We start from the raw sequence: 17,128 nt of genomic DNA, 5'->3' as shown, positions 1-17,128 counted from the left end.
GCCGGAATCGATGGACAAGGGTGGCCTGCGTGCAGGCGCATGCGGCGACGACAGGCAGGATGAGATAGGTGGTACGGGTGGTCAGCGGACAGTACGCGCTGGAAGTGACGGCATGACGCGCCCCGCTCGGGTCCGGCCGACACGCACTCGCCGGCCACGCGTCACCACCCTGCCCCAGCTCATGGCCACCGCGGTCGAGGCGGATCCGACCGGTACGGCCCTGGTGTTCGCCGATGCCACCACCACGCTGGCCGAACTCGGCTACGCCGAGCTCGACGAGCGTTCGACCCGGCTGGCCCGGCTGCTCATCGCTCGCGGCATCGGCCCGGAGGATCTGGTCGCCGTCGGTATTCCCCGGTCGGTGGAATCGGTGGTCGCGGTGTGGGCGGTGGCCAAGACCGGCGCCGGATTCGTGCCGGTGGATCCGAACTATCCGGCCGATCGCGTCGCGCACATGGTCTCCGACTCCGGTGCGAAACTGGGTCTCACGGTGTCGCCGGTGCGGGAGGACCTGCCCGATTCGGTGGAGTGGCTGACCGTCGACACCGCTGATTTCGCCGCGCGGCTCGAGGAGTTCTCCGGTGACCCGGTCACCTATGCCGATCGGTTGCGGCCGTTGCGGGCCGAACATCCGGCCTACGTGATCTACACGTCCGGCTCGACCGGCAAGCCGAAGGGTGTCGTGGTCACCCAGGCCGGGCTGTCGAGTTTCTGTGACGAACAGCGCGAGCGGTACCGGGTCGGAAACGACTCGCGCACCCTGCATTTCGCATCGCCCTCGTTCGACGCCTCGGTGCTGGAACTGCTGCTGGCCATCGGCGGTGCGGCGGCCATGGTGGTGGCCTCGCCGTCGGTACTCGGCGGCGACGAGCTGGCGAATCTGCTACGGCGCGAACGCGTCACCCACGCCTTCGTCACGCCCGCGGCCCTGGCTTCGGTGGATCCGGCCGGACTGGACGACCTGCGCGTCGTGGTCGCCGGTGGGGAGGCCTGCCCGCCGGAACTGGTGCGGCGCTGGGCGATCGCGATCGAGGGCGGCACCCGCGAGTTCTACAACGGGTACGGCCCGACCGAGACCACGATCATGACCAACATCAGCGCACCGCTGGTGCCGGGGGAGACGGTCACCATCGGGGCGCCGGTGCGCAACATCACCGAATACGTGCTCGACGAACAGTTGGCGCGGGTGCCGCGCGGCGCGGTCGGCGAGTTGTACATCACCGGGGCGCAATTGGCGCGCGGCTACCACCTGCGCCCCGGCCTGACCGCGGCGCGCTTCGTCGCCAATCCCTTCGACGCCAACGGTTCGCGGTTGTACCGCACCGGTGACCTGGTGCGCTGGACCGCCGCCGGTGAACTGGAGTATCTGGGCCGCAACGACTTCCAGGTCAAGATCCGTGGCTTCCGGATCGAGCTCGGCGAGATCGACGCGGTACTGGCCGCCCACGATTCGGTCGACTTCGCCGTCACCGTCGGCCACACCCTGCACAGCGGCGCCACGATTCTCGTCTCGTACGTGCACGCCGCCGAAGGTGCGAAGGTCGACACCGACGAGCTGAGCGAGCATGCGGGACACAGTCTTCCGGCCCACATGGTGCCGACGACGATCATGGTCCTGGACGCGATTCCGCTGACCCCGGTCGGCAAACTGGACCGCGCGGCGCTGCCGGAACCCGTCCTGGCCGCCCGCGAATTCCGCGCGCCCTCGGGTGCGCTCGAGGAGATGGTGGCGGCCGTCTTCACCGATCTGCTCGACCCGCCCGGACCGGTCGGCGCCGACGACGACTTCTTCGAACTAGGCGGAAACTCGCTGATCGCCACTCAGGTCGCGGGCCGCCTCGGCGCCCAGATCTCGGCGCGGGTACCGGCCCGGCTGCTGTTCGAGGCGGCCACGGTCGCCGAATTGGCACAGCGGCTGGAACCGCTGAAGGGTGCGGGCGGGCGCCTGGCGCTGGCGCCGATGCCGCGTCCGGAACGCATTCCGCTCTCGCTGGCCCAGCAGCGGATGTGGTTCCTCAACCAGTTCGATCCGGAATCTGCGGCCAACAACATTCCGTTCGCGATCCGGCTCACCGGCGCGCTGAACGTGGAGGCGTTGCAGGCGGCCGTCGCCGACGTCGTCGAGCGCCACGAAACCCTGCGCACCGTCTACCCGTCCGCGGACGGCGCCGGACACCAGGTGATTCTGCCCGCGTCGCAATCGGTTCCGGATCTGGCGCCGAAGCCGGTGGCCGAGGACGAACTGCCGCAGTGGCTGGCCGGCTATCTGCTCGCCGGATTCGATGTGGCCGCCGAGGTGCCGCTGCGCATCGCGGTGGCCGAACTGGCGCCCGACGATCATGTCGTGGCGGTCGTGGTCCACCACATCGCCGCCGACGGCGCCTCGGTGGCGCCGTTCATGCGCGATCTGCTGGCCGCCTTCCTCGCCCGGCGCAACCGCGCCCGGCCGAGCTGGCAGCCGCTGCCGGTGCAGTACGCCGACTACGCGCTGTGGCAGCGGGCGCTGCTCGGCGACGAACACGATCCCGACTCCCTTGCGGCCCAGCAGATCGACTACTGGCGCACCACCCTGGCCGGCATCCCGGACCGGCTGGATCTGCCCGCGGATCGGCCGCGCCCGCAGATCGCCTCGGGGCGCGGCGCGGAATACACCTTCGACATCGCGCCCGAGCTGCACGCCCGGCTCGAGGAACTCGCCCAGCGCACCAGCACCTCGCTGTTCATGGTGGTGCATGCGGCGTTCGCGATCCTGCTGGCCCGCTCCAGCGGCACCGACGACATCACCATCGGCACCCCGGTGGCCGGGCGCGGTGAGGCCGAACTCGACGCGCTGGTCGGCATGTTCGTCAACACCCTGGTGCTGCGCACCCGCATCGACGCCGCGACGACGGTCGAGCAACTGCTGGCGGCGGTGAAGGACACCGATCTGGGCGCCTTCTCGCACGCCGAACTGCCGTTCGAGCGCCTGGTCGAGGTGCTCGACCCGGTGCGGTCGCAGGCGCATCATCCGCTGTTCCAGGCCGCGCTGTTCTTCCAGAACATGCAGAAGCCGCAGCTGCGGCTGCCCGGACTGGTCGCCGAAACGGTCGAATTCGACGGCGCGGTGGCGAAATTCGATCTGCAGCTCACCGCCGTACCGCGAACGGACGCGGGTGCCCCGGCCGGCGTATCGGCCATGTTCACCTACGCGCTGGATCTGTTCGACGAGCCGACCGTGGCCACCTACGCCGACCGGCTGGTGCGGGTGCTGGAGGGCATCGTCGCCGATCCGGCGGCTGCCGTGGGCGATATCGAGCTGCTCGATCCGGCCGAGCGCCTGCGCATCCTGCAGGACTGGAACGACACCGCCCACCGGGTCGAACCGGAGCTGCTGCTCGACGGCTACCGGCGCACGGCGCTGCGCAACCCGGATGCGGTGGCGGTCACCTACGAGGGTGCGCAGCTGACCTACGCCGAATTCGACGCGCAGGTCAATCAGCTGGCGCGCCTGCTGATTTCGCGCGGTGTCGGCCCGGATGCCCTGGTCGGCCTGGCGATCCGCCGATCGCTGGATCTGGTGGTCGGCATGTACGCGATCGTGGCGGCCGGTGGTGCGTACGTGCCGCTGGACCCCGATCATCCGGCGGACCGCATCGCGCACATCCTCGATACCGCACAACCCGTCTGCGTCGTGACCACCGTCGCCGATACCGTCGCGGTGCCCGCGCGGATTCCGGTGCTGCGGCTGGACACCATGGATCTCGGCGGCTTCGATCCGAGCCCGATCCGGCCCGGCGAACTGCTCGCGCCGGTGCGGCCGGACCATCCGGCCTACGTCATCTTCACCTCCGGCTCCACCGGCCGGCCCAAGGGCGTCGCGGTCTCGCATGCCGCGATCAACAACCAGATCGAGTGGATGCTGGCCGCCTACCCGCTGGGCAGCGGCGACGTCTATCTGCAGAAGACGGCGACCACCTTCGACGTCTCGCTGTGGGGCTATTTCATGCCGCTGCGGGCGGGTGCCGAGCTGGTCGTGGCCACCCACGACGGCCATCGCGATCCGCTGTACGTCGCGGAAACCATTGCCGCGCACGGGGTTACGGTCACCGACTTCGTCCCGTCGATGCTCACCGTCTTCGCCGCGCACATCGCGGCGGGCAGCTGCCCGAGCCTGCAGGACATCTTCGTGATCGGCGAGGCGCTGCCGCCGGAGACCGCCGATGCCGTGCACGCGGTGTGCGATGCGCGCATCCACAACCTGTACGGGCCCACCGAGGCCGCGGTGTCGGTCACGTATTGGCCGGTCGGTGAGGACGACCGGCCGACCGTGCCGATCGGCCTGCCGCAGTGGAACACTCGCGTCTACGTGCTCGACGGCCGCCTGCGTCCGGTGCCGGTGGGCGTGCCCGGTGAGCTGTATCTCGCGGGTGACCAGCTGGCCCGCGGCTATGTGCGCCGCCCCGACCTGACCGCGGACCGGTTCGTGGCCAACCCGTTCGGCCACGGCGAGCGGATGTACCGCACCGGCGATCTGGTGCTGTGGCGCGACGCCGACGAGACCCGGCCCGCCCGGCTCGACTACATCGGCCGCACCGACTTCCAGGTGAAGTTCCGCGGCCAGCGCATCGAGCTGGGCGAGATCGAGACCGCGCTGCTGGCGCTGCCGGGCGTGAGCCAGGCGGTCGCGCTGGTGATGGGCTCGGCACTGGGCGATCAGCTGGTCGCCTATGTCGTCGCCCAGCCGCGCACCACCCTCGATCCCGAGCGCCTGCGCAACGGCGTGAAGGATTCGCTTCCGGCCTATATGGTCCCGGCGGTCGTCGTGGTTCTCGACGCCTTCCCGCTCAATCCGAGTGGCAAACTCGACCGCAAGGCGCTGCCCGAACCCACTTTCAGCAGCCGCGAATTCCGGGCGCCGAGTACTCCGGTGGAGGAGATCGTCGCCGAGGTCTTCGGCTCCGTGCTCGGCCTGGAACGGGTCGGCGCCGACGACGACTTCTTCGCCCTCGGCGGCAATTCGCTGATCGCCACGCAGGTGGTGGCCCGGCTCGGTGCGGCGGTCGGCGGCCGCGTGCCGGTGCGGTCGCTGTTCGAGACGCCCACGGTGGCCGGACTGGCCGCCACCCTCGATTCGCAGACCCACATCCGGCGCGGCGTGGAACTGGGCTCGATCGAGCGTCCGGAACAGCTGCCGCTCTCGCTCGCGCAGCAGCGCATGTGGTTCCTCAACCGCTTCGACCAGGCCGAAACCGCCGAGGAGGCGGTGCATTCCGGTTCGGCCGCCTACAACCTGCCCTTCGCGCTGCGGCTGACCGGCAGCCTGGACGTGGAGGCGCTGGGCGCGGCCCTCGACGATGTGGTCGCGCGGCACGAGGTGTTGCGCACGGTCTACCCCGAGACTCCAGAGGGTCCCGTCCAGGTGATCCTGCCGGCCGACACCCGGCTGGGCCTGCGGCCGGAACGCACCGCCGCCGCCGCGGTCGCCGATGCGGTATATGCCCTGGCCGCAACGCCTTTCGATGTCACCTCCGAGGTTCCGCTGCGGGTGCGGCTACTGGAGATCTCCGACCTCGCCCCCGGTTCGCGACGCGAATACGTGCTCGCCGTGGTGGTGCACCATATCGCCGCCGACGCGTCCTCGATGGGCCCGCTGGTGCGCGACGTGATGACCGCCTACGCCGCCCGCACCTGCGGCGCCGCGCCGGACTGGGCGCCGCTGCGCGTGCAGTACGCCGATTACGCGCTGTGGCAGCGTGCCGTCCTGGGCTCCGAGTCGCAATCGGATTCCATTGCCGCCCAGCAGATTTCGTACTGGCAGCGCGAGCTGGCCGGCCTGCCGGACGTGCTCGAGCTGCCCACCGATCGCCCACGTCCGCCGGTGGCGACGCTGGCCGGTGCGCGCGTGGACGTGCGGATCGCGCCCGAGGTGCACGCGGGCCTGGTCGAGCTGGCCCGCGCCCACGGCGCCACGCTGTTCATGGTCGTGCATTCGGCGTTCGCGCTGCTGCTGGCCCGGCTGTCGGGCGGCGACGACATCGCCGTCGGCAGCCCGGTCGCCGGTCGCGGTGAGGCCGAACTCGACGATCTGATCGGCATGTTCGTCAACACCGTCGTCTTCCGCACCCGTGTCGAGCGCGGCGAGCCGTTCACCGAGCTGCTGGCCCGCCAGCGCGAAACCGATCTGCAGGCCTTCGCCCACGCCGACATTCCGTTCGAGCGGCTGGTCGAGGTGCTGAACCCGCCGCGTTCCACCGCGCACCACCCGCTGTTCCAGGTGGGCCTGTCGTTCCAGAACCTGGCGCGCACCGAACTGGAACTGCCCGGATTGAGCGTCGCCGGTGTGGACGCCGATCTGGACGTCTCCCAGTTCGACCTGCATCTGATCGTGGCCGACGCGTACGACGCGGACGGAAATCCGGACGGCATCGGTGGTTTCCTCACCTACGCCACGGATCTGTTCGACGCCGCGACCGCCGAATCGATCGTCGAGCGGCTGTCGCTGCTGCTCGCCGGGGTGGTCGCCGAGGCCGCCACTGCGGTAGGCGATCTCGACATCCTGACCTCGGCCGAGCGGGCCGCGCTGGAGCGTGCCGCGACCGGCGCGTCGCATCCGGTCGCTGCCGCGACGCTGCCGGAACTGCTGGCGGCGACGATCGCCGCACGGCCGAACGGGGTGGCCCTGACGGCCGATGCCGACGAGCAGTTCGGCGGTACGCCCGCCGAGCTCACCTACGGCGAACTCGGCGAGCGCGTCCACCGCTTGGCCCGGCATCTGATCTCGCTCGGCGTCGGCCCCGAATCTCGGGTCGCGCTGGCCCTGCGGCGCGGCGTCGATCTGGTGGTCGCGATGTACGCCGTCTCGGTGGCCGGTGGCGCGTACGTGCCGCTCGATCCGGATCAGCCCGCCGAACGCGTCGGCTACATCCTCGATTCCGCCGACCCGGTGTGCGTGCTGACCTCCTCGGATGTTCCGAACCTGCCCGGACGTACCGCACCCTCGGCAGCCGCCGCGGCGACCCGGGATTGGCGCGGTCGCTCGCAGTCCATGCCCGCGCTGGCCGATTCCGGCCGGTCCGCGGCGCGCGAGGACGTGGTGCGCCTCGACGAGCTGGATCTGTCGGGCCTGTCGGCGCGGCCGGTCACCGACGCGGACCGGATCGCACCACTGCTGCCGCAGCACACGGCCTACGTGATCTTCACCTCCGGTTCGACCGGCCGCCCCAAGGGCGTCGCGGTGCCGCACGGCGCGATCGTCAACCAATTGGTGTGGAAGACGGCCGAATTCGATCTCCGCGCCGACGACGCGGTACTACTGAAGACCGCCGCGACCTTCGACCTGTCGGTCTGGGAGTTCTGGTCCGCGGCGGTGTCGGGCGGACGGCTGGTGATCGCCGCGCCCGACGGACATCGCGATCCGGCCTACCTGAACGATCTGATCCGGCGCACCGGCGTCACCACGCTGCATGTGGTGCCGTCGATGCTGGACGCCCTGCTCACCGAGGCCCGGACGAATACCGCACCCGAGGCGACGAGCCCGCTGCGGCGAGTTCTCGCCATCGGTGAGGCGCTGCCCGCGGCGCTGGCGCAGCGGTTCGCCGCCGCCCATCCCGAGGTCGAGCTCTACAACCTGTACGGTCCGACCGAGGCCGCGGTCTCGATCACCGCGCACCGCGTCGGCGCGGCCGACGAACTGTCGGTGCCGATCGGCGCACCCGAGTGGAACAGCAGTGTCTACGTGCTGGATTCGCGCCTGCACCCGGTGCCGGTGGGCGTCTCCGGTGAGCTCTATCTGGCCGGTGCGCAGCTGGCGCGCGGCTACTTCGGGCGGGCGGATCTGACCGCGGATCGCTTCGTGGCCGACCCGTTCGGCAGCGGTTCGCGCATGTACCGCACCGGCGACCTGGTGGCCTGGACGGCGAACGGTGAGCTGGAATATCGCGGCCGCACCGACTTCCAGGTCAAGGTGCGCGGTTTCCGCATCGAACTGGGGGAGATCGAGGCGGCGCTGCTGCGTCTGCCGCAGCTCGCCCAGGCGGTCGTAGTGGCGAAGTCCGACCCGCGCACCGGCGATCGGCTCGTCGCGTATCTGGTCTCCGCGGACCGGGAACTCGATGTGGCACAGGTGAAGTCGGCACTCGCCTCGGCGCTGCCGAACTACATGGTGCCCGCGGCCTTCGTGGTCCTCGACGCGCTGCCGCTCACCGTGAACGGCAAACTCGACCGCAAGGCCCTGCCGGAGCCGGAATTCGAGACCACCGCCTTCCGTGCGCCCTCGACTCCGGTGGAGGAGATCGTGGCCGGCACCTTCGCCGAGGTGCTGGGGATCGACCGGGTCGGCCTGGACGACGACTTCTTCGCCCTCGGCGGTAACTCGCTGCTGGCCACTCAGGTGGCCGCGCGGATCGGCGCCGCGCTCGAGGTACGCGTGCCGGTGCGCGCGCTGTTCGAGGCGGCGACCGTGGGTGCACTGGCCGCCCGGGTGGAGCGCACCGGAACCGAACGGCCGCGGCTGCCGCTGGTCGCCGGTCCGCGTCCGGACGCCGTTCCGCTGTCCTACGCCCAGCAGCGGATGTGGTTCCTCAACCAATTCGACACCGCCGCAACGGTGTACAACATCCCGGTCGCCATCCGGCTGTCCGGTGCGCTGGACGTGGCCGCGCTGGGGCAGGCCGTCGCGGATCTGGTGGCCCGGCACGAGGTGCTGCGGACCATCTATCCGGAATCCGAGTCCGGCGGCGCGGTGCAGCAGGTGCTGGCGCCGGGCGCGGTGAGCATCGACCTGGAGCCGGTGCAGATCGGTGAGGAGCGGGTGGCCCACGAGGTGGGGCGTCAGGTCGCGAGCGGATTCGACGTGACCACCGAGATCCCGTTCCGGATCCGGTTGTTCCAGCTCTCGGCGAGCGAGTTCGTCCTCGTCTTCGTCGCCCACCACATCGCGGCCGACGGCTGGTCGATGGGCCCGCTGACCCGGGATCTGATGACCGCCTACGTGGCCCGGGCCGCCGGACAGGCGCCCTCGTGGGCGCCGCTGCCGATCCAGTACGCCGATTACGCGCTGTGGCAGCGCGCCGCACTGGGTGCCGAGGACGATCCGGACTCCCTGGTCAGTGCCCAATTGTCTTACTGGACACAGGAACTGGCCGATCTGCCGGACGAGCTGCGGTTGCCCGCGGACCGGCCGCGGCCCGCGGTGCAGAGCTTCGCCGGCGCCAAGGTCGACTTCGCCGTCGATTCGCAGGTGCACGCCGGCCTCACCGCACTGGCGCAGCGGCACAATTCCACGGTGTTCATGGTGGTGCACACCGCCCTGGCGGTCTTCCTGGCCCGCATGTCGGGTACCGAGGACATCGCCATCGGTGCGCCGATCGCGGGCCGCGGTGAGGCCGAACTCGACGATCTGATCGGCATGTTCGTCAACACACTGGTACTGCGCAGCCGGGTGGCGCCGGGCCGCAGTTTCGCCGAACTGCTGGCCGACAACCGGGAAACCGATCTGCGCGCCTTCGCCCACGCCGACGTGCCGTTCGAGCGGCTGGTCGAGGCGCTGGACCCGGAGCGCTCCACCGCCCGGCATCCGCTGTTCCAGGTGGCGCTGTCGTTCGAGAATCTGGCCGGAACCAGTTTCGAACTGCCGGGCCTGAGCTTCACCGCCCTGGATCCGGCCGCCGACACCGCGAAATTCGATCTGCTGCTGACGCTGCGCGAACAGCGCACCGGATCCGGCGGCGAAGCCGGCATCTTCGGCGAGTTCACCTATGCCACCGATCTTTTCGACCGGGACACGGTCGTCGACTTCGGCCGGCGGCTGGGCCGGATCCTCGCCGCGGTCGCGCGCGACGCCGATATCGCGGTCGGCGATCTCGACATCCTGGTCGGATCCGAAACCGAGGATCTCGCCGCTCGCACCGGACTGCCCGCGGTGGCGCCCGCCACGCTGCCGGATCTGATGGCGGCCGCGGTCGCGGCGAATCCGGACGGTCCCGCGGTCGTCGTGGGCGGGCGCGCGTTCACCTATGCCCAGCTGGATCTGGCCTCGACCAAACTGGCCCGCCGGCTCATCGAACTGGGTGCCGGGCCGGACAAGCATGTGGCGGTGGCCATTCCGCGCTCGCTCGAGGGTGTGGTGGCGCTGTGGTCGGTCGCCAAGTCGGGTGCGGCGTTCGTGCCGATCGACCCGACCTATCCGTACGACCGCATCGCGCACATGGTCGCCGACTGCCGCGCCGACCTCGGAGTCACCGTGCGGGCCGAGGTCGCGGACCTGCCGGATACCGCCGGCGGCTGGATCGTGCTCGACGATCCCAACTTCGCCTACGAGGTCGATTCCCTGTCCGGCGCACCGGTTTCCGATGCCGAACGCCTGGTCCCGCTGCGCCCGGACAACACCGCCTACCTCATCTACACCTCGGGTTCCACCGGTCTGCCCAAGGGCGTCGTGGTCACTCATGCGGGTCTGGCGAACTTCAGCGCCGAACAGCGGGAGCGTTACCGGCTGAATCGCGATTCGCGGGCGCTGGCGTTCGCCTCGCCGTCCTTCGACGCCTCGATGCTGGAGTTGCTGCTGGCCATCGGCGCGTGCGGGGCGCTGGTGATCGTGCCGCCGCGCACCTTCGGCGGTGAGGAACTGGCCGAGGTGATCCGCGGTCAGCGGGTCACGCACGCCTTCCTCACTCCGTCGGTCCTGGCCTCGCTGGATTCGGATGCGCTGGCCTCGATGCAGGTCATCGTCGCCGGTGGTGAGGCCGTGCCGGCCGATCTGGTCGCGAAATGGGGTGGCGCGCCGGATGGTTCGGGCCGCCGGTTCCACAACGGGTACGGGCCCACCGAGACCACGATCATGACCAACATCAGCGATCCGCTCTCGCCCGGTGACGTGGTGACCATCGGCGGGCCGATCCGCGGCATGCGGGCACTGATCCTCGACTCGCGGCTGCGGCTGGTGCCCGAAGGCGTCTCCGGCGAACTGTATCTGGGCGGCATCCAGCTGGCCCGCGGCTACCACGACCGGCCCGGCCTCACCGCCGCCCGGTTCGTCGCCGATCCGTACGGCCCGCCCGGGCAGCGGCTCTACCGCACCGGTGACGTGGTGCGCTGGCGTCGCGGCGAGCCGGTGGTGGAATATGTGGGCCGCAACGACTTCCAGGTCAAGATCCGCGGCCTGCGCATCGAACTGGGCGAGATCGACAGTGCGCTGATCGATCAGCCGGGCGTCGATTTCGCGGTCACCGTGGGGCATCGCACCGCCACGGGCACGACGATTCTCGTCTCCTATGTGCGTTCGACCGCCGGTCTACCGCTGGATACCGAGACGCTGACCGCCGAACTCGCCGCGCGGCTGCCGGAGTACATGGTTCCGACCGCGATCGTGGTCCTGGACGAGATTCCGCTGACCCCGGTCGGCAAACTCGATCGCAAGGCCCTGCCGGAACCGGTCCTGGAGGCCAAGCGCTACCGCGCACCGCAGACCGCCACCGAACAGGTGGTCGCCGAGGTGATCGGTGAGGTACTGGGCGTCGATCGCGTCGGCGTGGACGACGACTTCTTCGCCCTCGGTGGCGACAGCATCGTCTCCATCCAGGTCGTGTCCCGGGCTCGGGCGCGCGGCGTACACTTCAGCCCGCGCGACGTGTTCACCGCGCGCACGGTCGAGGCGCTGGCCCGCGCGGCCACCGTCGAGGCGCCGGCCGCCGCCGAGCAGTCCGGGCCGATGCCGTTGCCGCCGGCCGCGATTCGCGCGCTGGAACTCGACCCCTCCGGTCGCGAACTCCGGGCGATCGCCCTCGATATTCCGGCCGACTGCGATCCCGAGCGGATCCGTGCGGCGGTGACCGGCGTACTCGACCGGCATGCCGTCCTGTCGGCTCGCCTGGATGTCGAGGCCGGCGCCCTGGTGATTCGGGAAACTCCCGTCCCGGCGATCCTGCGGCAGTTCGCGCCGGGCCCCGACGCCGTCGACCTGGCGGTGCGATCGCTGGCACAGGAGCTCGATCCGGCCGACGGGCGCACCATCGCCTTCGCGCTGATCGCGCCCTCCGACCCGGGGGAATCCGCGGGCGCCGCAACGAGTCTGGTCGTGGCCGCCAACGGTCTGGTGGTGGACGACACTTCGTGGCGCATCGTCGTCGACGAACTGTCGGAGTCGTGGGCGGGCGGACATTCCGCGCCCGCGGCCGTCGATGCCGGTCCGCTGGGCGTGGGTCGCGCGCTCGCGGCCAGTGCCGTCGCGGCCGAGACCGTGGCGCAGCTCGACTGGTGGCAGCGTCATCTCGCCGCCGCACCCGCCGACGCTCCGGTCGAGGGCATCGATCTGGCGGCGCGCGGCCGGGTCTCGCTGGTCATCACCGCCGAGGGCGCGGCCGCCGTCGACGCGGTCGCGCACGCCTATCACGCCACCATCGAGGATGTGCTGCTCACCGCGTTCGCGCTGGCGCAGGAGCGGGGCGCCCGTGCCGATGCCGGTGATCTGATCGGCACCGTGGTGCGGCTGGCGGCCGACGGCCGTGCGGTCGCCGGCGCCGAATCCGCCGGTACGGTCGGTGGTTTCACCTCCACCTATTCGCTGCTGGTCGGCCTCACCGATATCGATGTCGAGCAGGCGCTGCTCGGTAACCGCGCCGCGGGCGACGCCATCGCGCAGATCAAGGAACTGCGGCGCGGGGTGCCCGATTCGGGTGTCGGCTACGGTCTGCTGCGGTATCTCAACCCCGACACCGCGTCCGCGCTGGCCGCGGCACCGCAGGGCCGCACCGCGTTCCGCTACCGCGATCTGCGTCCGGCCCGGCCGTATCCGCACCTGCCCGCGGCCGACCTGCTGCTCGACATCACCGTCGACGCCACCGAGGACGGACTGCTCGCGCGATTCGACTACGCGGCAGCCGTTTTCACCGTCGACCAGGTGAAGGAGTTCGCCGGACTGTGGGTGCGTGCGCTGGGCGGCCTCGCCGAGCACGGAACCCACGCCGACGCCGGCGGTTTCACCGTGTCCGACTTCGAACTGGTCCGCCTGGAAACCGCCGATATCGCGAAGTTGTCGCAGGACTACCCGGATCTGGCCGATGTCTGGCCGGTGACGCCGTTGCAGTCGGGCATGCTGTTCCACGCCCTGCTGGCCGACACCTCGACCGACGTCTACATCACCCAGTTCACCCTGGATCTGGGCGGTGCCGTGGACGAGCGGCGGCTGCGCGCGGCCGCGCAGGCCGTGCTGGACCGGCACGACAACCTACGGGTCGCCTTCGCCGCCGATGCCGCCGGGAATCCGGTGCAGGTGGTGCTCGATCACGTCGACGTCCCATGGCGCAGTATCGATCTCACCGATCTGGCACCCGAGGCCGCCGAGGCCGAAGCGGTCCGGATGTGTGAACTCGACTACGGCCGGCGGTTCGCGATGGACCGGGCGCCGCTGCTGCGGTTCACCCTGTTCCGGCTCGGCGCCGACGCCTACCGGCTGCTCGTCACCAGCCACCACATCCTCATCGACGGCTGGTCGACGCCGCTGCTCATGCAGGATCTGCTCACGCTGTACGCGGTGGGCGCGCGGTCGCGGCAGCTGCCGCCGGCCGGATCCTACGGTGACTATCTGCGCTGGCTGATCGCGCAGGATCCGGCCGCCGCGCGGGCGCAATGGCAGCGGGCGCTGGACGGGATCACCGAGCCGACACCGCTGGCGCCGGTCGACCCGAGCCGGGAGATCTCCGCGGGTGTGGGCGAAATCGGCTTCGAGCTGTCGGTCGCCGACACCACCGAGCTGACCCGGCTCGCCGCCCGGCTCGGTGTCACGGTCAACACCGTGGTGCAGGCGGCGTGGGGTCTGCTCATCGGCCGCAGCATCGATCGCGACGACGTCGTCTTCGGCGCCACGGTATCCGGGCGCCCGCCCGCGCTGCCGGGTGTGGAGACGATGGTCGGATTGTTCCTCAACGCCATTCCGGTGCGGGTGCGTCTGGGCGCCACCGACACGCTGGCCGGACTGCTGAGCCAGTTGCAGGCCGAACAGGCGGCGCTGCTGGACTTCCACTACCTGGGCCTGAGCGATATCCAGCAGGCCGTCGGAGTGGAAGGGCTGTTCGATTCGCTGGTCGTGTTCGAATCCTTCCCGGTCGATCGCGACGGACTCGACCGGGTCGGCTCGATCGACGGTATGCACGTCACCGGCATCGGCGCGGTCAACGGCACGCACTATCCGGTGACGGTGATCGTGGTGCTGGACAACCAGCTCCGGATCAGCCTGAAGTATCTGCGCGACGTCTTCGACGAAGCGGCGGCGCAGGCGCTGTCGCAGCGGCTCGCGGCGCTCATCGGCCGCTTCACCGATACGCCGCAGGCTCGGGTCGCCGATGTCGACGCGCTGCTGGACGGCGAGCGCGCCGCACTGGAGGCCCGCAACGCCACCGAGGTGCCGCAGCTGCGCGATCAGGCGACCCTGCTGAGCCTGTTCGACGAGCAGGTGGCTCGCACCCCGCAGGCGCCGGCGCTGCACTTCGGCGCCGTGACGCTGAGCTACCGCGAGCTGGATCTGCGGTCGCGTGCCCTCGCCGCCGAACTGCTCGGCCGCGGAGTGGAACCGAATTCGCTGGTGGCCGTGGCCATGCGGCGTTCGATCGACCTGGTGGTCGGCATCTACGCGGTGCTGCGGACGGGTGCGGGTTATGTTCCCGTCGACCCGGATCACCCGGCCGAACGCAACGAGTTCGTGCTGGCCAACGCCCGTCCGGTGTGCGTGCTGACCACGGGCCGGGACGGCTTCGCCACCGACAGCGAAGTCCCGGTCGTCGATATCTCCGGATTGGACGGCGAGCCGGAATCGGTTGCGGCGCTGCGATTCCCGTACGTCCATCCGGATGCGGTGGCCTATGTCATCCACACCTCCGGCTCGACCGGCCGGCCGAAGGGCGTGGTGATCACGCACCGGCAGATGACCAACCAGTTCCGGTGGGCGCAGCGGACCTATCCGCACGACACCGGCGACGTCGTCCTGCACAAGACGCCGATCACCTTCGACATCTCGACGTGGGAGTTGTTCTGGCCGTTGCAGACCGGTGCGGCGATCGTGATCGCCGAGCCGGACGGCCACCGCGATCCGGCGTATCTGTCGCAGGTGATCGAGCAGCGCTCGGTCAGCACCGTGCACTTCGTGCCCTCGATGCTGGACGCGTTCCTGGACCCGGCCGCGAATGCGGCGGTGACGCGCGGTTATCCGTCGCTGCGACGGGTGTTCGCCGCCGGTGAGGCGCTGTCGGGGGAGACCGCGCAGCGATTCCGCGCCACGCTCGCGGACACGGAGCTGGTGAACTGGTACGGCCCGGCCGAGGCCACCGTGGTCACGGCCTGGCCCGCCGGCGACAGCGACGGCGTCGCGGTCCCGATCGGCACACCGGTCGCCAACACCCGGGTGTACGTGCTGGACCGGCAGCTGCGGCCGGTGCCGCCGGGCTCGCCCGGTGAGCTCTACGTGGCCGGTGTGCAGCTGGCCCGCGGATATCTCGGCGCACCGGCGCTGACCGCCGAACGGTTCGTCGCCCACGAGGGCGGGCAGCGGCTCTACCGCACCGGCGATATCGTGCGCTGGCGCGAAACCGGCGCCGGCGCGGCACTGGAATACCTGGGCCGCAGCGATTTCCAGATCAAGCTGCGTGGTCAGCGCATCGAGCTCGGGGAGATCGAGGCGGTGCTGGCCGGCTTCGCGCCGGTGCGCCACGCCGTGGTGTCGCTGGTGCGCAGCTCGTCGGGTGACCGCCTGGTCGCCTACGTGGTGCCCGACGCGGGCGCGATCGACGAGGCCGAGTTGCTGGCCTACGCGCGGGAATCGTTGCCCGCGTATATGATTCCGGCGGCCGTGGTGGTACTCGACGCGCTGCCGCTCAACGCCAGCGGCAAACTCGATCGCAAGGCGCTACCGGTGCCGCAGTTCTCCGGACGCCCCTACCGGGCGCCGTCGACATCGCTGGAGGAGGCGATCGCCTCCGTCTTCGCCGAGGTGCTGGGCGCCGACCGGGTCGGCCTGGACGACGACTTCTTCGATCTGGGCGGCAATTCCTTGGTCGCGACCCGTGCGGTGAGCCGCTTGCGCGCGCTCACCGGTGTCGAGGTCCGGGTGCAGTGGTTCTTCCTCGGATCCACCGTCGCCGCACTCGCGCAGCGCATCGTCGCGGCGATGAGCGACGAGCACGACTACGACCTGGAATCGGATGCGGCACTGGGTGTGCTGCTGCCGATCCGCGCGCAGGGCGAGGGCGACACACTGTTCTGCATCCACCCGATGTACGGATTGTCCTGGTGCTACGCGGGTCTGACCCGGTATGTCGCGGACCGGCCGATTCTGGGTGTGCAGTCGCCGGCGCTGTCGGAGGACGATTACCTGCCGGAATCGTTGCAGGAGATGGCCGATCGCTACGTCGCCGAGATTCGCGCGGTGCAGCCGCACGGCCCGTACCACCTGCTCGGCTGGTCGCTGGGCGGTGTGCTGGCCCATGCCGTCGCGACCACCCTGCAGGCGGCGGGCGAGCGGGTCGGCTCGGTGAGCATGCTCGACAGCCACGCCGAGATCGACGTCGCCGATTTCCGGACCGCGATCCGAGAAGCGCTGGCGGAGATCGGGATCGGCGCCGAGGCCCTGGTCGGCAACGGCGACATCCACGACCTCAGCGAGGAGGCGGTGGCCGCCCTGCACGCCACCATCCCGCCGGATATGGCCGTGCTGACGCCGGACCGGGTACGCCGTATCTACCGCAGCGCGGTACGGTCGGCGGAGTTGATCGCCGAACATCGGCCGGACGTATACCGTGGCCGCCTGGACTATTTCAGCGCGGCCGGTCACGAAACGGCGGCGCAGAACTGGCGGCCCTATGTCGAGGGCGAGATCGCCGATCATCCGGTCGGCGTCTCGCACGACCAGATGACCTCGCCGCCGGCGCTGGCCGAACTCGGTCCGGTGCTGGCACAGGTACTGGCGCGCGGGGGCGGTCCTCGCCCGGACGGGTCGTCTCCGGCATGATGGGGCGGCGCATACGTAACGGACCGGTCTGGTCAGACGACTAGATAGGCCGTAGGGTCGGGCGAGTTCTCGACCGTCCGGGGTGGCGCCTCGCCGGGCGCCCCACGGAAGAGCTGAAACCGAATTCGAGCAGATAGCGAAGGTGTGAACATTGAT

1 protein-coding gene is annotated in these 17,128 nt (G+C 70.4%); it reads left to right on the top strand.

The features are described 5' to 3' along the window. Nucleotides 1–10: 10 nt before the first annotated feature. Nucleotides 11–16,972, top strand: a complete 16,962-nt coding sequence (locus ACPCUW_RS02010) for an amino acid adenylation domain-containing protein (RefSeq protein WP_423423495.1) — start codon at nt 11–13, stop codon at nt 16,970–16,972. Nucleotides 16,973–17,128 lie beyond the last annotated feature (156 nt).

The sequence above is a fragment of the Nocardia sp. AB354 genome (assembly GCF_049538315.1).
GTDB classification, from domain to species: Bacteria; Actinomycetota; Actinomycetes; order Mycobacteriales; family Mycobacteriaceae; genus Nocardia; species Nocardia nova.
The sequence above is the reverse complement of the archived record's forward strand: the minus strand, read 5'-3'. Positions and strand labels throughout refer to the sequence as shown.

Coding starts and splice junctions, on each gene's coding strand:
- ACPCUW_RS02010 (WP_423423495.1), top strand. CDS start 11: ATGGACAAGGGTGGCCTGCGTGCAGGCGCATGCGGCGACGACAGGCAG.